The organism is Faecalibacterium prausnitzii, from assembly GCF_003287405.1.
Taxonomy (GTDB): Bacteria; Bacillota; Clostridia; order Oscillospirales; family Ruminococcaceae; genus Faecalibacterium; species Faecalibacterium intestinale.
The window spans coordinates 1-21361 of record NZ_PRLD01000023.1; the positions used below are offsets into that span (position 1 = coordinate 1).

Below are 21361 nucleotides of genomic sequence, written 5' to 3' on the forward strand. Positions count from 1 at the left end.
GATCCGAAAGGTAGTATCGGCGTGGAATGTGGAGAAGCCCTGTTAAAGCACGGCTACAAGCTAAAATTCTTCAACACGATCAACTTTTCCAAGAGTATGCGCTATAACCCCATGGCGTACATCCACAGTGAAAAGGATGTACTGAAACTCGTGACCGCACTGATGACCAACACCAAAGGTGAGGGGCAAGGTGGCGACCCTTTCTGGGACAAGGCGGAGCGGCTTTTGCTGGTTTCACTGATCGCGTATCTCCACTATGAAGCCCCTGTTGAGGAGCAAAACTTCGCTACTCTGTTGGAAATGCTCAACACCATGCAGGTGTCCGAGGACGATGAAACGTATCAGAATCCGGTAGACCTGTTGTTTGAGGATCTGGGCAAGAAAAAGCCCAATTCCTTTGCCGTACGCCAGTACAAACTCTATAAATTAGCTGCCGGCAAGACGGCTAAGTCGATCCTTATTTCCTGCGGTGCCCGTTTATCTCCATTCGACATTCAGGAAGTTCGGGATGCCACCATGTATGATGAACTGGAACTGGACAAGCTGGGCGACCGGAAAACGGCATTGTTCCTGATTATGAGTGATACCGACAGCACCTTCAACTTCTTGATCTCTATGATCTACACCCAGCTTTTCAATCTGCTCTGCGATAAGGCAGATGACCAATACGGCGGCAAGCTGCCCGTCCATGTGCGGTGCCTGATCGACGAGTGTGCCAACATCGGGCAGATTCCGCAGCTGGAAAAGCTGGTAGCCACCATCCGCAGCCGAGAGATTTCGGCTTGCCTTGTCCTGCAGACCCGCAGCCAGCTGAAAGCCATCTACAAAGACAACGCGGATACCATCGTGGGCAACATGGACAGCCAGATTTTCCTCGGCGGCAGTGAGCCTACCACCCTGAAAGATCTTGCCGAAGCACTCGGCAAGGAAACCATCGACAGCTACAACAATTCTGATACCCGTGGCAATAGCCCAAGCTATGGAACCAACTATCAAAAACTCGGCCACGAACTTATGAGCCGGGATGAACTGGCGGTGCTGGATGGCGGCAAGTGCATCCTGCAACTGCGGGGTGTGCGCCCGTTTTTGAGCGACAAGTACGACCTGACCCAGCACCCGAACTATAAGTACACCTCCGATTATGACCCCAAGAACGCCCTCGATATCGAGAAGTTCTTGAATCGAAAAGAAAAAATCCACCCGGATGATACCTTCATCATGGTGGATGCTGATTCACTCCCGCCCGCCTGATAAGACGAGCGGTTATTTTTTACCCATTGACCCAACAGGTACACCGGAAAATCAGCCTTTGCCGTGGTTTTCGGCTTTTTGCAAATGGATTTCAGGTGTGTGCAGGGTCGCTTTTCAAAACAAAGGAGATTTTTCTATGGAATTCTTTAACAGTGCAGTTGACGTTCTGAAGACTCTGGTGGTTGCTTTGGGTGCCGGTCTGGGCGTGTGGGGTGCCGTCAACCTGATGGAGGGCTACGGTGGCGATAACCCCTCGGCCAAGAGTCAGGGCATGAAGCAGCTGATGGCTGGCGGCGGCGTTGCCCTCATCGGTATCACTCTGGTGCCCCTGCTGAGCGGTCTGTTCGGCTAATTCGCTCTCGCAATAAACACAGTTTGACCCATAAGTACACCGGAAAATCAGCCTTCGCCGTGGTTTTCGGCTTTTTGCAAACGGATTTCAGGTGTGTGCAGGGTCATTTTTTCAAACCAAAGGAGATTTTACTATGGAATTCTTTAACAGTGCAGTGGACGTTCTGAAGACTCTGGTGGTTGCTCTGGGTGCCGGTCTGGGCGTGTGGGGTGCTGTGAACCTCATGGAAGGTTACGGCGGCGATAACCCCTCTGCCAAGAGTCAGGGTATGAAGCAGCTGATGGCTGGCGGCGGCGTTGCCCTCATCGGTATCACCCTGATCCCCCTGCTGAGCGGTCTGTTCGGCTGATCTTTTCCGGGCGGCGTTTGCCGCCCCGTACATATTTACTTGCAAGCATTTTCAGCCCCTCCGTGGCAAACGGATTCTTATTATAAAGAGGAAACGCATTGCAAATCGAATATTCACCTTTATTTTGAAAGGATGGTGCTATTATGCAGATTCTGACTCACCTTATTTTTCTGCTCAACCTGCTCAAGACCCTTATCAACCATTTTTCTTGATGGGTGGTGGCGTTGAGTGGAAACTGTTCTCAAAGCAATCTCCGATTGGATCAAGTCACTGCTGACAGCGGCGATCATGTCCAATCTCTCCGGCTTGTTTGATGACGTCAACACCCAAGTGGGCAACATCGCACAGCAGGTCGGCACCAAACCATCCAATTTTGAACCGCGCGTTTTCGCTATGATCGAGGCGTTGTCCCGGAACGTAGTGCTTCCCATTGCAGGCGTGATTCTGACCTTCATCGCCTGTTATGAGTTGATCGAGATGATCACACAGCACAACAACATGGCGCAGTTTGAGCCTGCGCTGCTGATGAAATGGATCTTCAAAACTGCCATTTCGGTCTGGATGATCTCCAACACTTTCGACATCATCATGGCGGTGTTCGATGTGACGCAGCAGGTGGTGGCAAATTCCAGCGGCATCATCAGCGGCAACACACGGGTGAACGACATCGGGCTTTCCATGTTGCAATCCAGCATGATGCAGATGGACGTAGGACCCTTGTTCGGACTGTTCTTGCAGTCCTTCTTCATCGGTATCACCATGCGCATCCTGTCCATCGTGATTTTCGTCATCGTCTACGGAAGAATGATTGAAATCTACATGATGGTCAGTCTGGCTCCAGTGCCCATGGCAACATGGGGCAACCACGAGCAATCCCATGTTGGACAGAACTATCTCCGTTCTCTGTTTGCGCTGGGATTTCAGGGCTTCCTGATCCTGATCTGCGTGGCGATCTATGCCGTTCTGCTTCAGAATGTTGCCATATCCGGGGATGCCATCAACTCGATCTGGAGCATCGTGGGGTACACGGTGCTGCTCTGCTTCTCGCTGTTCAAGACCAGCTCTGTCGCCAAAACTCTGCTGGGTGCCCGTTGATTCGGAGGTGAAATTTTGGCAGCTTATATTTCCGTGCCGCGCGATTTCAGCAAGGTGAAGTCCAAAGTAGCCTTCAACCTGACCGCCCGGCAGCTTATCTGTTTTGGTGCAGCGGCAGTCGTAGGCGTGCCGCTGTTCTTTGTTCTGCGGGACACCGCTGGCAATTCCGGTGCTACCCTCGGCATGATGGCGGTCATGCTGCCCATGTTCTTTCTGGCCATGTACCAGAAAAACGGTCAGCCGGCTGAAAAGATCCTGCGGTACTACTTTCAGGCGCGCTTTGTTCGCCCGAAGGTGCGTCCGTACCAGACCCGCAATTACTATGCACTGCTTGTGAAGGGAGATGACGCCCATGATTCCGTTTCTGAAAAAGAATAAAGACGGCAAAAAGCCGCCCAAGCCCACAGTGCCCCACACGGCACAGGAAAGCATCCCGTTCCAGCGGATGTTTGAGGACGGTACCTGCCGTGTCCGTCCCGGCTACTACACCCGCACCATCCAGTATCAGGATATCAACTATCAGTTGGCGCAGCAGGAGGACAAGACCGCCATCTTTGAGGAATGGTGCAGTTTTCTCAACTTTTTCGACAGCTCTATCCACTTCGAGTTGTCCTTCGTGAATACCGCCACCGATTCGGCGGACTTCGAGAAGTCCATCCGCATCCCGTACCAGCAGGATGGCTTTGATGATGTGCGAGCCGAGTACAGCCAGATGTTGCGGCAGCAGCTTTCCAAGGGCAACAACGGCCTGACCAAGACCAAATTCCTGACCTATGGCATCGAGGGCGACAGCATGGCGCAGGTCAAACCTCGGTTAGAGCACATCCAGAACGACCTGATGAACAACTTTCACAGGTTGGGCGTTCTGGCAAAGCCGCTGGACGGTACGGAGCGTCTGCGGCTGATGCACGGGATGCTGAACATGGATGGAGCCAACAAGTTCCACTTCAACTGGAAAGACCTTGTGCCCAGTGGTCTGTCCGTAAAGGATGCCATTGCCCCCACTGCGCTGGCGTTTAAGAACAGCCGTACCTTTCAGGTGGGCGGCATCTTCGGGGCGGTCAGCTTCCTGAATATTACGGCTTCTGACCTGAGCGATCAGCTTTTGAAGGATTTCCTTGATATGGATTCCAGCCAGATCGTTACCATGCACATCCAGTCCGTTGACCAGAACAAGGCCATCAAAACCATCAAGCACACCATCACGGAACTGGACCGCAGCAAAATCGAAGAGCAGAAGAAAGCCGTCCGCGCAGGATACGATATGGACGTTTTGCCGTCCGATTTGGCAACCTACGGCAGAGATGCCAAGGCACTTTTGAAGGAATTGCAGAGCCAGAACGAGCGGATGTTTTTGGTGACGTTCCTTGTCCTGAACACCGGCAAGACTGAGCAGGAACTGGAAACCAACGTGTTTCAGGCGGTCAGCATTGCGCAGAAGCACAACTGCGAATTATGCCGCCTTGATTTTCAGCAGGAGCAGGGGCTGATGAGCAGCCTGCCGCTGGCAGACTGCCAGATCGAGATCCAGCGCGGCCTGACCACCAGCAGTACGGCAATTTTTGTGCCGTTTACCACGCAGGAACTGTTCGATAACGGCAAGGAAAGCCTGTATTATGGCTTGAACGCCCTGTCCAACAACCTGATTATGGTTGACCGCAAAAAGCTGAAGAACCCCAACGGTCTGATTTTGGGCACTCCCGGTTCCGGTAAATCCTTCAGCGCAAAGCGTGAGATCTGCAATGCGTTCCTCGTGACGGACGATGATATCATCATCTGCGACCCGGAAGCAGAGTACGCTCCGCTGGTGGAGCGTCTGCATGGGCAGGTCATCCACATCAGCCCTGCCAGCACCCAGTATATCAACCCTATGGACATCAACAGCAACTATTCGGAAGAGGATAACCCGCTGGCTTTGAAAGCCGACTTTGTACTGTCCCTGTACGAACTGGTGGTGGGCGGCAAAGAAGGGTTGCAGCCGGTGGAAAAGACGGTCATTGACCGCTGCGTCCATGTAATCTATCGCAAGTATTTCGAGAATCCCACCCCAGAAAATATGCCGCTGTTGGAAGATCTGTACAACGCCCTGCTGACGCAAGACGAACCGGAAGCACGCCATGTGGCGGCTGCGCTGGAAATCTACGTCAAGGGCAGTCTGAACATTTTTAACCACCACACCAACGTGGATATCAATAACCGCATTGTCTGTTTTGACATCAAGCAGCTTGGCAAGCAGTTGAAGAAACTCGGTATGCTTATCGTACAGGATGCCGTGTGGGGGCGCGTGACCGCCAACCGCAGTGCCGGAAAATCCACCCGGTACTATGCAGACGAGTTCCATTTGCTCTTGAAGGAAGAGCAGACTGCCGCTTATTCTGTGGAGATTTGGAAGCGTTTCCGTAAGTGGGGCGGCATCCCGACAGCCCTAACGCAGAACGTCAAAGATCTGCTGGCAAGTCCCGAAGTATCGAATATTTTTGAGAACTCGGACTTTGTGTATATGCTCAATCAGGCCAACGGAGACCGACAGATTCTCGCAAAGCAGCTCAACATCTCGCCCCATCAGCTTTCCTATGTGACCCACTCCGGCGAAGGTGAAGGGCTGCTGTTTTTCGGTAACGTGATCCTGCCCTTTGTTGACCACTTCCCGAAAGACCTTGAACTCTACCGCATCCTTACGACCCGCCTTTCCGAAGTCGCGGAGGCGCAAAAGCATGAGTGAGAAACAGCCGAAGCTGAAATTCGAGGAGGAAAAGGAGCGCACGGCTACACGCTCCCCTCCGAAAAAGTCTAAAGTGGAGCAGTCGGTGCCCAAAAAGCAGAAACTGAAACAGGATGCAGACAAAGCTGCGGAGAAATCCCAGCATCTGCGTTTTGGCAAAGCCGAGATCACCCCGGATGAAGCATCCCGCATGACAAAGCAGCAGAAACGTGCTATGTATGCCGCCGCTGCCGCCCGGTCTGCGGTGCATCGGGAGGTTGACCAGTACGAGGACGATAATGTGGGCACGCAGGCTTTAAGCGAGGGCGAAAAAGCCGCTGAGACTACCCACGATATTTCCAAGAGCCGTTACGCCAGAAAGCTGAAAAAGAAAGCCAAGATGCAAGGCAAGAAAGGCGCCCGAACCGCAAAATCTTTCCCGCAGGAGCCGACTGCGGCACAAGATGCAGGCGCATCCTGCACCGGCGAGGGCGGCTCCAACTGGCTCTCACGATGGCGGCAGAAACAGGATATTCAGAAAAGCTACCGTGCCGCAACCCGGTCGGGCAGCACCGCTGCACAGACCGCAGGCGGTCAGAAAGCTGCATCTGGTGGTGTTCCTGCTGCAAAGTCCGGTATGGAGCAGGTCATCGACAAAGGAAGATCGGTGGTCAGCACCGCAGTCAACGGCATTGCCAATTTTGCAAAGAGCAACGCGCACGTTCTTTTGATCGTGGGCGTTTTTCTTTTGCTCCTGCTGCTGGTCATGTCAGCGTTTTCGTCCTGTTCCATTCTGTTCTCCGGCACCACGCAGGTATCCGGGCAGACCATTTATACCGCAGAGGACCGGGACATCCGGGGAGCCGAAACCGACTACAAGAAGCTGGAAAAGGAACTGGATAAAAAGATCAAGCGTACCCCAACCGACCACCCCGGCTATGACGAATACCGATACCATCTGGATGCTATTGAGCACGATCCTTGGCAGCTCACTTCGTTCCTGACTACTCTCTACGACGACTACACCCGCAGCGAGGTGCAGGCAAAACTCAAGGAGACGTTTGCTAAGCAATACAAGCTGACCACATGGGTAGAAGTCCAGACCCGATACCGCACGGTAGTGATGATCGACATTTTTACTGGCATCCCCTACACCGTGCAAGTTCCCTACGAGTACCGCATCTTCCACACAAAATTGGTGAACAAAGGGCTGGAAGTAGTTATCCGGGAGGAACTGAATAACGACCAATGGAAACGGTACGAAATTTTTCAAGATACCTTGGGTGGCAGACCTTACCTGTTTAACGGCGGTCTGCCGCCCGGTGGCTCCGATGGCTCTGGCGCGCCGGGCATTGATTATCAGGTTCCGGCAGAAGCCCTGACGGATGAGGAGTTCGCCGCCATCTACAAGGAAGCCCAAAAGTATGTGGGCACACCCTACGTCTGGGGCGGCTCCACCCCGGAAACCGGGTTCGATTGCAGCGGCTATGTCTGCTGGGTCTACAATCAAAACGGCTACGATGTGGGGCGCACCACCGCCAACGGCCTGTGGAACAAGAGCCAGCATATTTCTGAAGCCGAAGCAAAGCCCGGCGACCTTGTTTTCTTTGAAGGAACGTATGATACGCCGGGGAAAAGTCATGTGGGCATCTACCTTGGAAACGGGATGATGGTGTCCGCCGGCGACCCCATCAAGTACGCAAACATTCACTCGTCCTACTGGCAGAAATATCTGTCCGGTTTTGGGCGGCTCTCAAAATGATTGGAGGAAAGTATGAGCGAAAAACTCGATAAGCTGCGCGCTTCTCTGGAAAAAGAGAAGGAGCGGCGCATCAAGATCAACAACCGCATCGAAAGCCTTGAGCGGCGCATTCAGGAAGCGGAAGCCGCCGAAGTGAACGAGATGGTTCGGACGGCAAAGGTCACGCCGGAACAGCTTGCCGCCTTGCTGCGGCAGTCCGCAACTTCCACCCCGAACCCGGCTGCGCTGTCCGCAGTCGGTGCTACCATTGATAAGGAGGACCCCGATAATGAAGATGATGAATAAGGTATGTGCGCTGGTGCTGTCGGTGGCACTGTGCGCTGGCATGGCAGCTCCTGCTTTTGCCTATGACGGCGAACCTGTGGAGGAAGTGGAACAGCCTGTCCTGACTGCTGCCACCGAAGAGGAAGAGGCTGTCACCGTGACCGATGAGGAAACCGGTGCTCTGACCCCGGAGGGCAATCTGACGCTGGTGGACGATTACCACACAAGTTACTCGGATGGCAGCGGTCAGCAGTTTATCACGCTGGTGTCGAAGTCTGGCAATACGTTTTATCTGGTTATTGACCGCAACGCCAAGGGTGAAAACACCGTCCACTTTATGAACCTTGTGGACGAAGCCGACCTTCTGGCTCTGATGGAGGAAGATGCTGCCGATGCTTATACCGCCGAAAAGGAAGCAGCGGCACAGGCAGAGCAGGACAAGCTGAAAGCCGAGGAAGAAGCCAAGAAAGCCGCCGAAGAAGCAGCGGCATCCGGCACAGAACAGCCCACGGAAAATAAGGTCACAAAGATCGCATCGGGCTTTCTGGGGGTAGTCGTGCTGATTGCGCTGGCGGCAGGTGGCGGCTTCTACGTTTTTGCGAAGCAGAAGCAGAAAAAGCAGGCAGAAAAAGAAGCCCTCGACCCCGATGCAGGTTATACCGAGGACAAGGGCGATTTTGAGATTCCCACCGAGGACGAGCCGGAGGACACCGGCGAGGAGGATACCGAACCCATCTGATTTTAAGGCGGCATTTTGCCGCCTTACATATTGCAATCCAAAACAGATTGGAGGGATTCTTATCGTAAAATTGATTGTGGCAGAAAAACCGTCGGTTGCCATGTCCTACGCCAAAGTCCTCGGTGCCACCAGCCGTCAGGACGGCTACCTTGAGGGTAACGGCTATCTGGTAAGCTGGTGCGTGGGGCACTTGGTGGAACTGGCACCGCCCAACATCTACGATGCCAAGTACGTCAAGTGGAGCATTGCAGACTTGCCCATCCTGCCGCAAAAGTGGCAGTATTTGGTGTCTGCGTCCACCAAAAAGCAGTTTGATATCCTGCAAAAACTGATGCACCGCCCGGATGTGGAGAGCGTGATCTGCGCTACGGACGCAGGGCGCGAGGGAGAACTGATCTTCCGCTTGGTGTACCAGCAGGCTGGGTGCAAAAAGCCCTTTTCCCGTCTGTGGCTGTCCAGCATGGAGGAATCTGCCATCCGGGAGGGCTTTGCCCACCTCAAACCGTCAACTGAATACGATGCGCTGTACAACGCAGCACTCTGCCGGGAACGTGCCGACTGGATGGTCGGCATCAACGCTTCCCGGCTTTTTTCGTGCCTGTACGGTCAACCGCTGGCGGTGGGGCGTGTTATGACCCCGGTGCTTGCCATGACAGTGGTGCGGGAAGCCGCCATTGCCGCCTTTGTGCCGGAGAAATTCTACACGGTTGCACTGACCCTTGCGGACGGCGGCACCGCATCCAGCAAGCGGTTTGCCCAGAAAGCGGATGCCGAACTGCTGCTTTCCAAATGCCGAAAGGAGGGGCGTGCCACGGTGCAAAAGATGGAACGCAAGGAAAAGTCCGAAAGCCCACCGCAACTCTATGACCTTACCGCATTGCAGCGGGATGCAAACCGTCTGTTGGGATTTACGGCGCAGCAGACCTTGGATTATGCCCAAAGTCTTTACGAAAAACGGCTCATCACCTACCCCCGCACGGACAGCCGCTTTTTGACGGAAGATATGGCGGCATCCTTGCCGGGGCTGGTGACGGACACGGGTAAGGTGTTTGCCGTGGAGGAGTCGCTTCCCATCCATGTGCAGCAGGTCATCAATGGCGGCAAAGTCACCGACCACCATGCGCTGCTGCCTACGAAAAGCATGGCAAACGCAGATCTTGCCGCCCTCCCTGCCGGAGAGCGGAATGTCCTGCGGCTGATTTCCGCACGGCTGCTCTGCGCCGTAGGCGAACCGCACCGCTATGCAGAAACTACGCTCACCACCATCTGCGCTGAAGAGGAGTTTTTCGCAAAAGGCAAGGTGGTGCTGTCCGACGGATGGAAAGCCATGGAACGAAAAATGCTGGGGGAACTTCTGGGCAAGCAAAAGGAAGCAGTTGTTCTGCCCGATGCGCAAGAGCAGAGTCAGTGCAGCGTTGCTGATGCCGAACTGAAGGAAGGTCAAACGTCCCCGCCAAAGCATTTCACCGAGGACCTTCTACTTCATGCGATGGAAACCGCCAGTGCAGACAGTATGCCGGAGGGTGTAGAGCGTCAGGGCATCGGCACTCCGGCAACCAGAGCCGCCACCATCGAAAAGCTGGTGCAGAAGGGCTTTCTGGAACGGAAAGGCACCAAGAAAACCAAGGTGCTGCTGCCCACGGATAAGGGAAAAGCCCTTATCACTGTGATGCCCGAAGAAATCCAATCCCCGGAAATGACCGCCGATTGGGAAACAAAGCTGCTGCAAATCGAACGTGGCGAAATGGAGCCGAGCGAATTTATGACCGAGATCAATACGATGATTACCGAACTGGTAAAGAACACGGAAATGAAAAAAGGAGCGAATGCGCTTATGAAAAACAAAATTATTGGTGTCTGCCCGAATTGCGGTGCAAATGTTGTAGAGCGTGAAAAAGGCTGGTTCTGTGAATCCAACCCTTGTCGTTTCGTGCTGTGGAAGGACAATGCGTTCTTTAAGCGTTTGGGGAAGCGTCTGGACGCTCATGTGGCAGACAAGCTGCTGCGGGATGGTCGGGTCCGCCTGAAGGACTGCAAGAGCGCCAAGGGCAAGACCTACAATGCCACCGTGCTGCTGAGCACTGAGGTCGATGGCCGCAGCAAGTTTTCGCTGGAATTTGAGGGTGGCTGCTGATGAAGGATGACGCCGTAATAAAGGATAACGAGGCGGTCTACCTCCTCAACGAGCATCTGTACCTTCATCTGCGGGAAAATCTCGCAGGGGTCGGGTACGAGGTCTTTGACAAGAACAGCCCTCTCCCGGTGGAGGAAGGGCAGATTCCGCGGGAAGTTCTGGGCAACACCCAGCGGCGCATCGAGACCGCCCGTGCGTACTATCTGGCAGAGCATCCAGACGAGCCTGTGGGAAAGATCCAGAATGTCGCTGTCACCACCTTGGAGAAGTTCCGCTCCGGGGTTCGGAAACGCCGGAATCTGGCTCCGCGTTCTCTGCCGGAGAACGATGTGCGGTTCATCGACCCAATGTACAACGAGTTGTTCCGGGTGCCGGACGGCGGCGTTGTGCAGATAACCTACCCGGATGGGCACCAGCGTTCCGAGGTGGTCGAATATCTCGATGGTTACCACATGAAAAGTGGCTCCTCAGTACTGCACATCTGTGAATTTGCAGAGCGCATGGCGCGCAGTCATGCCATCGTGGAGCCGGAGCCTTTAACGCAGCAGGAACAGCGGGCGTGGAATCTGGAATACGACTATTATCTCACCGTGCAGGCAGAGGGTGGCGCATGGAATTATGCTCTCTATCAGGGCGACTGCTGCCTGTTGGAGCGTGGGAAAATTGATGCGCCCGAACTGATGATCGAAGAAGTGCGGGACGAGATCCTATACAGCCACAATCTGCGGAACAAGGACTGCATCCCGCTCACTCAAGAGGAGTTTGCCCAGAAACTTGCAGACCGAAACGAGATTCAGTCGTATCGGATGAAGCAATTCCAGCAGAGCGGGCACGACTGCTATCTGGTCATGCAGCTGCAACAGGATGCAGACCCTGTGCTCCGCTTTGCGTCTATGCGCTACCTGAATAAGCAGAACATCGCTCCGTCCATTGAAAATTACGAGATTCTTTACCGGGGTAATCTCCCGGAAGGAAAACGCAGCGTTCCGCAAGCGGAGCTGCTGGAACAACTGTACCAGAAATTCAACTGCGCCCGCCCGACGGATTACCATGGGCACAGCCTGTCGGTCAGCGATGTGATCATGCTGAATCAGGGTGGAAAAATATCGGCGCATTATGTGGACAGCATCGGCTTCAAGGAACTGCCGGGATTTCTGGATAAAAAGCCGGAACGCACCTCGGTTTTGCAAACACTCAAAGTGAAGTGCGATGCCCCGGAGTGTAATCCCAGCGGATGTAAAAAAGAAAGGAGCGACCATGAACTTTGACCATGAAGAACTGATGCTGATGATGCTCTACAACACCGGCACCCGGCTGGGGCTTATCCATGAACTGCGGCTCATGCAGTGCTACCTGATGCCCGATGAGACCGCCCTGCGGGAGTTGTCGGAAGGTGTTATCGAGAAGCTGAAACTGCTGACCGATGCCGAGTTTGCCGAACTGGAATTTCCCCCGGACTGACTTTCGCCGCCTGCGGGCGGCGTACATAAAGTATTTTGTTCTTCCAAAAGATATGCTATAATCAAATTAGACAAAATTCCTCTCTTCAAGCGATTTCTCCGCAATTTTCCTGTGGCTCTGCTCGTATCAAAAATAAGGGACTGAATTTTAATTGTCAGAACGGAGGAACCATTATGGCAATCTTTGAAAAGACCATCCGAAACAAAAACTTTGACAAGCTGCTTCGGAAGCTGGAAAATGAAATTCCAGACAGCAGTTGGTCGGCAGATTTGGAGGCAGGCAGTGACTTCAAAGAAGCCGACGCCCGGTGCAGTGTCCGTGTGTTTGAGCGGTACAGCATGATGGGCGGCAACCGCCTGAGCCTGACTCTGACCCTGTTCCAGAATGGAGACAGTCCGATCCGCCTGTCTGCCATCACCGCAGGCGGCAGTCAGGCGGTGTTCTTCAAGGTGAACACCCTCGGAGAAGAATCTTTTCTGGACGATGTAAAGGACCTGCTGGAAGAAATTTTGGAGGAGTAAAATGTTTTTTGGATGGTTTGACGCTATATTCAGCTTCATTTTCCCAATCCTGTTCCTGCTTTTTATTGGAATGTTTTTCTTTGCTCTAATTTCAAATCTCCGCACATGGAACAAAAACAACCACTCGCCGCGGCTTACCGTTCCGGCAACAGTGGTAGCAAAGCGCACCGATGTTTCGCATTCCAGCAGTGCCAATGCCGGAGATATGTCCGGTGCGCACGGATACGACACTAGCACATTTACATCGTACTATGTGACTTTTCAGGTGGAGAGCGGCGACCGGATGGAATTTGAAGTGGACGGAAGCGATTATGGTCTGCTCGTGCAGGGCGACATCGGAAAGCTGAGTTTTCAGGGCACCCGCTATCTTGGGTTTGAGCGGAACTAAGTGTTCTCCTACACTATATAGTAAGGAGTGCTGTATGAACGATCTATTTATCCAAGGGCTGACCATCGACTGGAACAGAGTTCGCCCATACAATTATGTTCGTCAGATTCCTGCCATCAGTGGAATCGACACTTTTACATTCCATAAGCCCATTACGTTCTTTGTTGGCGAAAATGGAAGTGGAAAATCTACGCTTCTGGAAGCAATCGCTGTTGCTTACGGCTTCAACGCAGAGGGTGGAACGAAGAACTATTCATTTTCCACATACAACTCCCATTCGGAACTATGTGAGGCTATGACGATTTCCAAGGGGTATCGCAGACCAAAGTTCGGGTATTTTCTCCGAGCAGAGAGTTTCTATAATGTAGCCACCAAGGAAATCGACTATTCCGATGACGATCATCCCTCCAAAGGCTATCACCAAAAATCACACGGTGAAAGTTTCCTCGCCATTGCGCAGGACTACATGGGTGCAGATGGAGTCTATATTTTTGACGAGCCGGAAGCCGCTTTATCCCCGCAGCGGCAGCTCACGTTACTGATCAACATTTATCGGTGTGCCCAAGAAGGGGCGCAATTCATTATCGTATCACATTCACCCATTCTCCTCGGAATGCCTGATGCTGAAATTTTTAGCTTCGACAATGGCACGATTCATCCTTGTCAGTATGAAGATACGGACAGCTACGTTATCACCAAAACATTTGTAAATAATCGGCAGCATTTTTTGAACCAGCTTCTGAACGAAGAAACGTAATGCCGGGAAAGGACATTCCATATGAGTGATTCTACGTTGAAAGAGCTTTGGCAGCAGGTCGCTGAAAAGAAAAGCTGCGAAGCAAAACAGAAAGAACTGACCGCCCAGAGAGATACGCTTGCTGATTGCCTGAAAAAGCTGGAAAAATCCAAGCTGGCAGAGCAGGCTGATGTGGACCGTCTGGAGGGACACAGCCTTGCCGCATTTTTCTATCAAGTGATTGGAAAAATGGATGAAAAGCTGGACAAAGAACGGCAGGAAGCCTATGCAGCCCGCGTCAAGTACGATGCGGCTCTCCATGACCTTTCTTCCGTTGATGCCGACATGGAGCAGATTCAAAATAGGCTGGTAAGGCTGTCCGATTGCGAAAGGCGGTATCAAGCTGCTCTTTCCGAAAAAATCAAAAGCATCAAAGTCTCTGCTCACCCTGCCGCACAGCAGATTGCGGAAAGCGAAAGCCGTATTGCCGCGCTGAAAGTCCAAAAACGGGAGCTGCTGGAAGCTATCAATGCCGGAAAGACCGCCCTGCATACGGTCAACGAAGTTCTGGAAACCCTCGACAATGCCGAGGGCTGGAGTACATGGGACGTAATGGGCGGCGGTTTGATGGCCGATCTTGCCAAGTATGAGGAACTGGACGATGCACAGGAACAAATCGAACAGCTTCAAGTGGAACTGCGGCGGTTCAAAACTGAGCTTGCCGATGTTGAGATCACCGCAGACCTTCAGGTTACGGTGGACAGCTTTTTGAAATTTGCGGATTTCTTCTTTGACGGCCTCTTTGCAGACTGGGCAGTTCTGGATCACATCAATCAGGCACAGAGCAGGGTGGAGAATACCAAAGGTCAAATCAAGCGAGTCCTTGCACTTCTAAAAAAGATGCGCGAAGATGTTGATGTCCAAATCGCTGATGAAAAAGAGAAGCAGGAGCAGCTTGCGGTGGAAACTGAGCTGTAAGTTTGAAGAGTCCGCTTATGTGATATGATTCGATAAAACCGAATTTACAGGAGGTGTTTCGATGAAAACAAGAAAGTTTGCCTTATGTCTGGCAGCGGTTTTTCTGGTAATGATTTATATCAATATTCAGAGAAGCCATACTTTCACCCTTTCAGATGATGAAGGCACTATAAAGACAGAACAAATACAGCCACTTTGGGGAACTGTAAAAGTAAGCGGCGATTGTGATACTGATGTGGTCTTTACCGATGTTGAGACTGGAGAAAAATACAAAATCGGATATATTACACAGGGCGTAACGGAAAGAATCAAACTTGAACGAGGCAAATGGTATAAGGTGGTAGGCAGAGGAAACCTTACACTGAATCCGGTAAACATTCGAGTCGAATAAATGTAAGTTCCTTGCGGGCAGCTATGAAAGCTGAAGCTGAGAAGAGAGTTTTGAATATTCACATATGAAGGAGTACAGTTCTATGAGTTACGGTTGGGCAACTGTTTTCACTTTAGCGGCATGGTTTGCAGGGCTTGTGATTGATGTAAATGTGCGGGTCGGCGACCTCGGTTTACGAACCGTGCTTCCCGTCATCGTGATGGGGTGCTGCGTTATGAAGTACATAAAGGGCAATAGCAAATAATCTTATCTCGATACACTTTCCAGCGGGCAACCCCAAAACGGTTGCCCGCTATTTTTATACCCTAAAATCTGAAAAAGGAGGCCAAAATGCCAAACAAAACCGAAGAATATCTCGCCCTTGCCCAGCGCACGGCCAACGGCTTGACCCGGTACTGGGAAAGTTGGACGGATTACCTGACCACCGCATCCCGGCTGTACAAGTACCCCTTTGCAGACCAGCTGATGATCTATGCCCAGCGCCCGGATGCCACCGCCTGCGCTGACTATGATGTTTGGAACAACCGGATGAACCGCTATGTCAGACGTGGCTCTAAGGGCATCGCTCTGCTGGACGAATCCAGCGGATTTCCCCGACTGCACTACGTCTTTGACGTAAGCGACACCGGAGTGCGCCGCAATTCCCGTGACCCGGAGGTGTGGCAGTACAACGACGACCTGAAACAGCCTGTTTCGGAAATGTTGAGTAAGACCTACGGCATCAGCGGGGAGCGTGTCAGCCAGCAGCTTGCGGATGTTGCGGGGAAACTGGTGGCAGATTACTGGGACAACAACGGCGGCGACATCCGCGCCATCGTTGACGGTTCGCTGCTGATGGATTATGATGAAGCCGGGGTGGAGATGCAGTTCAAGTCCGCCGCCGCCATCAGCGTCACCTACACGCTGCTGGAACGCTGCGGAATTGAGCCTGCCGGGTGGTTCGACAAGGACGACTTCCGAGCCATCCACGAGTTTTCCACCCCAGACAGTGTTTACGCCCTCGGCGCAGCCGTCAGCGACATGAGCCGGGAGGTCTTACGCCAAATTGAGCGCACCGTAAAAACCACCATTCGCCGCCGAAACAATGAAAGGAGCCAGCATGAATATGAGCAGCAATCTGAGTTACACGCAGACCGGGGATTATTTTCTCCCGAACCTGACCATGCATCAGCCGAAGACCCCGCTGGGCAAGTACGGCAGGCTGCGCCGGACGTACCTGAAAGACCATCGCCCAGTGCTGTACAACACGATGCTCCTGAACGGGAGCCTGTACCCGCACCTGATGGAGGTGGAGCAGACAGCAGAGAACCGGATGCAGCAGACCATGGCGCAGCTTCTGAAACAGACCCCGGCCCCGGACAAGGAGAGCCAGCAAATGGCGTGGGTGCAGCACATGAACAGCCTGAAAGCGCAGGCCGAGGAACTGGTGCTGACGGAGCTGATCTACAGCTAAGTTTCTTCGATGTCGCCATCCCTACCGAAGCCCAGCAAATTGAACATATCGACCGAGCGGAGAGCGAAAAATCGCCCTCCGCTTTTGTTTTGTCGCAGGCTGAAATTGAGAATGAACTGCGCAAGCATGGTTCCGGTTTTCAGGATGGCAAGCAGCGAATCATCGAACTGTACCAGACACAGCCCGACCGCAAACTCCGCGCTAAAGCATTGGCGAAAGAGTACGGCATCGGCGGACATTCGCAGGATTTTCTGGATGGCAGCAGCGGTTTTGTAAATCATGATGGAAAAGGACTTGAATTTGACCACTACCCGGATCATCAAAAGGTTACGTTAAGCTGGACACAGGTCGAGAAATACATCGACCTGATGATTCAGTCTGACCGCTACCTGACCGATAAGGAAAAAGAGCATCGTGCCGCCGTGCAGGAAGCGGAACGACAGCTCCCAATGCTGGATGGTGATGCCGCTGCCGAATACAATGCTCTGAAAGAGCAGTACCCCAATACCCTGATTGGCTTTGAACTGGGCGGATATTTTCTGTTCTATGACAAAGATGCAATCACTGTAAAGGAAGTTTTTCGTTCTAATTTGCTGTCACAGGAAAATGCGCTGGGAAAAGTCAAAGTGACCGGCTTTTTGCGCAGAGAGTGGGTAGCAAAATCGCAGAAGCTGTGGGCCGAGGGCAACAGCATCTATCTAGCCGGACAGGGCGGAGATGGTACCCACCATCAGACAAAATATCTGCGAGAGGAAGATTATCTGCCGATCGGCATCATCATCAAGCTAGATGGCCGGGATTTCCGTGTGGATCACGTCAACTTCATGTTCAAATCCGTCAGCTTGCAGGACATGGACTTGACCAACAGCGGACAGCCCATCTTCCGGGTTGAACGGTTGCCCAATATCCGGGAACTGTATGAACAGCAGCAGGATGAAATTATTGACGTTTCTCCTGAAAAGGCTGTTGATTACAAGGTCGGTGACGAAGTTGTTGTTGACCTTCCCACCCGAACCATCGAAGGCAAAATCGGCTATGTTGGCGAAACCGATGTGCGCATCGACACCAGCGCGCATGGGCAGTCGTGGGATAACGAGGTACTCAACAAGCAGCAATTCGAGGACGGTCTGCGGCGGGATGAACCTACACCTGATGAGGAACTGGACAAGTTGCCTATCTCTGTGGAGGTCAATGGCGAGTGGCAGACCTTTCCGGATGCTGCTGCCGCAGACGAAGCCCTGAACGCTGAACCGATGCCGGAAGCCGCAGGAAATTTTCACATCACGGATGATAATTTGGGTGTCGGAGGCCCCAAGCAGAAATTCGCCCGCAATATTGAAGCCATCCAGACCTTGCGCACTTTGGAGCAGGAGCATCGCGGTGCCACCGCCGAGGAGCAGCAGGTGCTTTCGCAGTATGTAGGCTGGGGCGGTCTTGCAGATGTCTTTGACCCCAACAAGGAAAACTGGTCTGCCGAGTACACCCAACTGAAAGGGTTGCTCACCGAAGAGGAGTATGCCGCCGCCCGCGCTTCCACTCTGAATGCCCACTATACCTCTCCGGTGGTAATTCGCGCCATCTATGATGCTGTGGAAAAGATGGGCTTCCAGTCTGGAAATATCTTGGAGCCTTCCATGGGTATTGGCAACTTTTTCGGTATGCTGCCCTCTGGCATGGCTGACAGCCGTCTGTACGGTGTGGAACTGGACAGTATCACGGGCCGGATTGCCCAAAAGCTGTACCCGGAGGCCAACATCAAAGTGGCCGGATTTGAAACCACGGATAGGCGGGATTTCTACGATTTAGCGGTCGGCAACGTACCGTTTGGCAATTACAAAGTCAACGACAAAGCGTATAACAAGCTGAACTTCAGCATCCACAATTATTTCTTTGCGAAAACCATCGACCAAGTGCGTCCGGGCGGTGTGGTGGCGTTTGTTACCAGTCGTTACACGCTGGACAGTAAAGATTCTTCTGCCCGCAAGCACATGGCAGAACGAGCCGATTTGCTGGGGGCTATCCGTCTGCCCAACAATGCGTTTAAGGCAAATGCAGGCACGGATGTTGTCAGCGATATTATCTTTTTGCAGAAGCGTGACCGCCCTGCGGATATTGAACCTGCATGGGTGCAGCTGGGAAAGACGGCAGATGGCATCGCTATCAACAGCTACTTTGCGGACCACCCGGAGATGGTGCTGGGAAATTTGGAACTGGAAAGCACCCAATATGGTCACGACCTGACCGTTGTACCCATCGAGGGCACCAGCCTTGCAGACCAGCTTGCCGAGGCGGTGCAGCACATCGAGGGCAATTACACTGCGGTGGAGATTGCTGCCCCGGACGTCGCAGATGCGGAAGCACAGCGCAAAACGCTGCCCGCAGACCCGACTGTGAAGAATTTTAGCTATACGGTTGTTGATGGCGAGATCTACTACCGAGAGAACTCTATCATGACGCAGATCGAACTGTCCGACAACGCCAAAGGCCGTGTAGCTGGTATGGTGGAGTTGCGGCAGATCGTCAACGAACTGATTGACCAGCAGCTGAACGACTTCCCGGACGAGGACATTAAGGCATCGCAAGCAAAATTGAACGCCGCCTACGATACCTTTACTGCAAAATACGGGCTGATCAACGACAAGAAAAATGCCCGCCTGTTCGATGATGACAGTTCCTACTATCTGCTCTGCTCACTGGAGAATCTGGACGAGAATAAAAATCTCAAGTCCAAAGCAGATATGTTCACCAAGCGGACGATTCGGCCAGAGCGTGTTGTCACCAGCGTGGATACCCCCAGTGAAGCACTGGCAGTGTCCATCGGGGAGCATGGCAAGGTTGATCTGCCTTATATGGCAGAACTGCTGGGCACACCCGGCGAGTACGGGCGCATCACCACCGAATTGTCCGGCGTGATTTTCAAAGACCCTGCTGCGGATGCTGACGACCCGGAAGCCGGTTGGCAAACAGCGGACGAATACCTTTCGGGTAATGTACGCGATAAGCTGCGGATGGCACAGCTTGCTGCGGAAAGTCACCCGGAGTTCAAGGTCAATGTGGACGCACTGACCAAGGCGCAGCCCAAAGATTTGGAAGCATCTGAAATTGATGTGCGGCTGGGTGCTACATGGCTTGATCCCTCTATCGTGCAGCAGTTCATGATGGAAACTTTTCAGCCGCCCTATCGTATCCGATACAACAACGCCATCACCGTTCGCTACTCTCCTTACACTTCCGAATGGCGGATCAGCAATAAATCTGCTACTGGCTTTGGTGACATTATGGCTACTGAAACCTACGGTACCCGCCGAGCCAACGCTTATAAGATTTTGGAGGATACCCTGAACTTGCGTGACAGCCGCGTTTATGATACCATCGTGGAGGATGGCAAAGAAAAACGTGTGCTGAACCAGAACGAAACCACTCTCGCCCAGCAGAAACAGCAGGCCATCAAGGACGCTTTTGCCGGATGGGTCTGGAAAGACCCACAGCGGCGCACTCTGCTGGTGAAGAAGTACAACGAACTTTTTAACAGCACCCGGCCCCGTGAGTATGACGGTAGTCACATTCATTTTGTGGGCATGAACCCGGAGATCAATTTGCGAGAGCATCAGCGCAATGCGGTTGCCCATGTGCTGTATGGGTATAACACCCTTTTGGCGCACGAAGTCGGTGCCGGCAAGAGCTTTGAGATGGCAGCTTCCGCTATGGAACTGAAACGCCTGGGCTTGTGCCAGAAAAGCCTTTTTGTGGTGCCGAACCACCTGACGGAGCAATGGGCCAGCGAGTTTTTGCGCCTGTACCCCAACGCAAAACTGTTGGTCACCAGCAAGAAAGATTTTGAACCCGGTAATCGCAAAAAATTCTGTGCAAGAATTGCGACCGGCGACTATGATGCTGTCATCATCGGTCACTCGCAATTTGAGAAAATCCCGCTGTCTGCAGAGCGGCAGGAACGGCTGATTCAGGAGCAGATGGATGAAATTGAAGAGGCCATCGAGGAAGCAAAAGAGCAGGCCGGAGAGCATTTCACCGTGAAACAGCTGGAAAAGCTGCGCAAAACTCTGAAGCAGAAATTGGAGAAGCTGCAGACCACCGACCGCAAGGATGATGTGGTCACATTTGAACAATTGGGCGTAGACAGGTTGTTTGTGGATGAGAGCCAAGCGTTTAAGAACCTCTACTTGTACACGAAAATGCGTAATGTCGCAGGTTTGAGTACGAGCGAGGCACAAAAATCCAGCGATATGTTCGGCAAGTGTCGCTATCTGGATGAAATCACCGGTGGCCGTGGCGTGATTTTTGCAACGGGTACACCCCTGAGCAACAGTATGACCGAGATGTACACCCTCATGCGCTACCTCCAGTACAACACCTTGCAGCAGAAAGGGTTGACCCATTTTGATGCGTGGGCATCCACCTTCGGTGAGACGACCACGGCCATTGAACTTGCGCCCGAAGGCACCGGATACCGTGCGCGCACTCGTTTTGCAAAGTTCTTCAACTTGCCTGAACTGATGGCGATGTTCAAAGAAGCAGCAGATATCAAGACCAGCGACCAGCTTCATCTCCCAGTGCCTGATGCAAAATTTGAGACGGTTGTGGTCAAACCTTCGGAAATCCAACAGGATATGGTGCAGGCGTTGAGCGAACGTGCAGCCGAAGTCCACAGCGGTTCTGTTGACCCCTCTGTGGATAATATGTTGAAAATCACGTCGGATGGCCGCAAAATCGGTCTTGACCAGCGGTTGATGAATTCCGCTCTGCCCGATGACCCCAACAGCAAGTT

The 21361-nt window shown here is 52.8% G+C and carries 19 protein-coding genes; all 19 read left to right on the forward strand.

The features are described from left to right. The coding region (locus tag C4N24_RS14035; RefSeq protein WP_112091922.1) for a VirD4-like conjugal transfer protein, CD1115 family at positions 1-1251 on the forward strand (1251 nt) is incomplete at its 5' end. Between the two features lie 136 nt (positions 1252-1387). Then, positions 1388-1603, forward strand: a complete 216-nt coding sequence (locus C4N24_RS14040; RefSeq protein ID WP_015565186.1) for a Maff2 family mobile element protein — start codon at positions 1388-1390, stop codon at positions 1601-1603. A gap of 133 nt (positions 1604-1736) precedes the next feature. Then, complete coding sequence (locus C4N24_RS14045; RefSeq protein ID WP_015565185.1) at positions 1737-1952, forward strand: Maff2 family mobile element protein; 216 nt, start codon at positions 1737-1739, stop codon at positions 1950-1952. Positions 1953-2180: 228 nt separating this feature from the next. After that, the gene (locus C4N24_RS14050) at positions 2181-3047 is read left to right on the forward strand and encodes a VirB6/TrbL-like conjugal transfer protein, CD1112 family (RefSeq protein WP_181573111.1); all 867 of its coding nucleotides are present in this window, start codon (positions 2181-2183) and stop codon (positions 3045-3047) included. Between the two features lie 15 nt (positions 3048-3062). Continuing rightward, on the forward strand, positions 3063-3425 hold the full coding sequence (locus C4N24_RS14055; RefSeq protein ID WP_044960449.1) for a PrgI family protein: 363 nt from the start codon (positions 3063-3065) through the stop codon (positions 3423-3425). After that, positions 3400-5769 carry a VirB4-like conjugal transfer ATPase, CD1110 family gene (locus C4N24_RS14060; protein WP_112091924.1) on the forward strand — a complete coding sequence of 790 codons (2370 nt, stop codon included), beginning with the start codon at positions 3400-3402 and terminating at the stop codon, positions 5767-5769. Before C4N24_RS14055 ends, C4N24_RS14060 begins: the two co-directional genes overlap by 26 nt. Further along, positions 5762-7510 (forward strand): C40 family peptidase, encoded by a 1749-nt coding sequence (locus tag C4N24_RS14065; protein ID WP_112091925.1) that lies wholly within the window; start codon positions 5762-5764, stop codon positions 7508-7510. Before C4N24_RS14060 ends, C4N24_RS14065 begins: the two co-directional genes overlap by 8 nt. Before the next feature lie 12 nt (positions 7511-7522). After that, entirely contained in the window at positions 7523-7795 is a 273-nt protein-coding gene (locus C4N24_RS14070) for a DUF4315 family protein (RefSeq protein ID WP_112091926.1), read from the forward strand. After that, positions 7779-8513 carry a DUF4366 domain-containing protein gene (locus C4N24_RS14075; RefSeq protein WP_112091927.1) on the forward strand — a complete coding sequence of 245 codons (735 nt, stop codon included), beginning with the start codon at positions 7779-7781 and terminating at the stop codon, positions 8511-8513. Before C4N24_RS14070 ends, C4N24_RS14075 begins: the two co-directional genes overlap by 17 nt. A 61-nt stretch (positions 8514-8574) precedes the next feature. After that, a complete protein-coding gene (locus C4N24_RS14080; RefSeq protein ID WP_112091933.1) occupies positions 8575-10647 on the forward strand; it encodes a DNA topoisomerase 3 in 2073 nt (690 codons plus the stop codon). Continuing rightward, the gene (locus C4N24_RS15445; protein ID WP_181573112.1) at positions 10647-11915 is read left to right on the forward strand and encodes a YodL domain-containing protein; all 1269 of its coding nucleotides are present in this window, start codon (positions 10647-10649) and stop codon (positions 11913-11915) included. The genes C4N24_RS14080 and C4N24_RS15445 overlap by 1 nt, the downstream gene beginning before the upstream one ends. Next, a complete protein-coding gene (locus tag C4N24_RS14090) occupies positions 11905-12108 on the forward strand; it encodes a transposon-transfer assisting family protein (RefSeq protein ID WP_015537699.1) in 204 nt (67 codons plus the stop codon). The genes C4N24_RS15445 and C4N24_RS14090 overlap by 11 nt, the downstream gene beginning before the upstream one ends. Positions 12109-12281: 173 nt before the next feature. Continuing rightward, the gene (locus C4N24_RS14095) at positions 12282-12629 is read left to right on the forward strand and encodes a DUF6054 family protein (protein ID WP_112091928.1); all 348 of its coding nucleotides are present in this window, start codon (positions 12282-12284) and stop codon (positions 12627-12629) included. Position 12630: 1 nt separating this feature from the next. Next, the gene (locus C4N24_RS14100; RefSeq protein WP_005921746.1) at positions 12631-13017 is read left to right on the forward strand and encodes a DUF2500 domain-containing protein; all 387 of its coding nucleotides are present in this window, start codon (positions 12631-12633) and stop codon (positions 13015-13017) included. Positions 13018-13051: 34 nt separating this feature from the next. Next, entirely contained in the window at positions 13052-13774 is a 723-nt protein-coding gene (locus C4N24_RS14105) for an AAA family ATPase (RefSeq protein ID WP_005921747.1), read from the forward strand. A 21-nt stretch (positions 13775-13795) separates the two neighbouring features. Next, the gene (locus C4N24_RS14110; protein WP_112091929.1) at positions 13796-14731 is read left to right on the forward strand and encodes a hypothetical protein; all 936 of its coding nucleotides are present in this window, start codon (positions 13796-13798) and stop codon (positions 14729-14731) included. Positions 14732-14792: 61 nt separating this feature from the next. Beyond that, a complete protein-coding gene (locus tag C4N24_RS14115) occupies positions 14793-15122 on the forward strand; it encodes a hypothetical protein (RefSeq protein ID WP_098924829.1) in 330 nt (109 codons plus the stop codon). An 82-nt stretch (positions 15123-15204) separates the two neighbouring features. After that, entirely contained in the window at positions 15205-15366 is a 162-nt protein-coding gene (locus tag C4N24_RS15450; protein ID WP_165852876.1) for a hypothetical protein, read from the forward strand. Positions 15367-15452: 86 nt separating this feature from the next. Then, positions 15453-21361, forward strand: a 5909-nt coding sequence (locus tag C4N24_RS14135; protein ID WP_431733138.1) for a DEAD/DEAH box helicase family protein, incomplete at its 3' end; no start/stop codon positions are given.

What these genes read in the sequence shown, in the direction of transcription:
- C4N24_RS14040 (WP_015565186.1), top strand. Translation starts at nt 1,388, where the DNA reads ATGGAATTCTTTAACAGTGCAGTTGACGTTCTGAAGACTCTGGTGGTT.
- C4N24_RS14045 (WP_015565185.1), top strand. Translation starts at nt 1,737, where the DNA reads ATGGAATTCTTTAACAGTGCAGTGGACGTTCTGAAGACTCTGGTGGTT.
- C4N24_RS14060 (WP_112091924.1), top strand. Translation starts at nt 3,400, where the DNA reads ATGATTCCGTTTCTGAAAAAGAATAAAGACGGCAAAAAGCCGCCCAAG.
- C4N24_RS14065 (WP_112091925.1), top strand. Translation starts at nt 5,762, where the DNA reads ATGAGTGAGAAACAGCCGAAGCTGAAATTCGAGGAGGAAAAGGAGCGC.
- C4N24_RS14070 (WP_112091926.1), top strand. Translation starts at nt 7,523, where the DNA reads ATGAGCGAAAAACTCGATAAGCTGCGCGCTTCTCTGGAAAAAGAGAAG.
- C4N24_RS14075 (WP_112091927.1), top strand. Translation starts at nt 7,779, where the DNA reads ATGAAGATGATGAATAAGGTATGTGCGCTGGTGCTGTCGGTGGCACTG.
- C4N24_RS15445 (WP_181573112.1), top strand. Translation starts at nt 10,647, where the DNA reads ATGAAGGATGACGCCGTAATAAAGGATAACGAGGCGGTCTACCTCCTC.
- C4N24_RS14090 (WP_015537699.1), top strand. Translation starts at nt 11,905, where the DNA reads ATGAACTTTGACCATGAAGAACTGATGCTGATGATGCTCTACAACACC.
- C4N24_RS14095 (WP_112091928.1), top strand. Translation starts at nt 12,282, where the DNA reads ATGGCAATCTTTGAAAAGACCATCCGAAACAAAAACTTTGACAAGCTG.
- C4N24_RS14100 (WP_005921746.1), top strand. Translation starts at nt 12,631, where the DNA reads ATGTTTTTTGGATGGTTTGACGCTATATTCAGCTTCATTTTCCCAATC.
- C4N24_RS14105 (WP_005921747.1), top strand. Translation starts at nt 13,052, where the DNA reads ATGAACGATCTATTTATCCAAGGGCTGACCATCGACTGGAACAGAGTT.
- C4N24_RS14110 (WP_112091929.1), top strand. Translation starts at nt 13,796, where the DNA reads ATGAGTGATTCTACGTTGAAAGAGCTTTGGCAGCAGGTCGCTGAAAAG.
- C4N24_RS14115 (WP_098924829.1), top strand. Translation starts at nt 14,793, where the DNA reads ATGAAAACAAGAAAGTTTGCCTTATGTCTGGCAGCGGTTTTTCTGGTA.
- C4N24_RS15450 (WP_165852876.1), top strand. Translation starts at nt 15,205, where the DNA reads ATGAGTTACGGTTGGGCAACTGTTTTCACTTTAGCGGCATGGTTTGCA.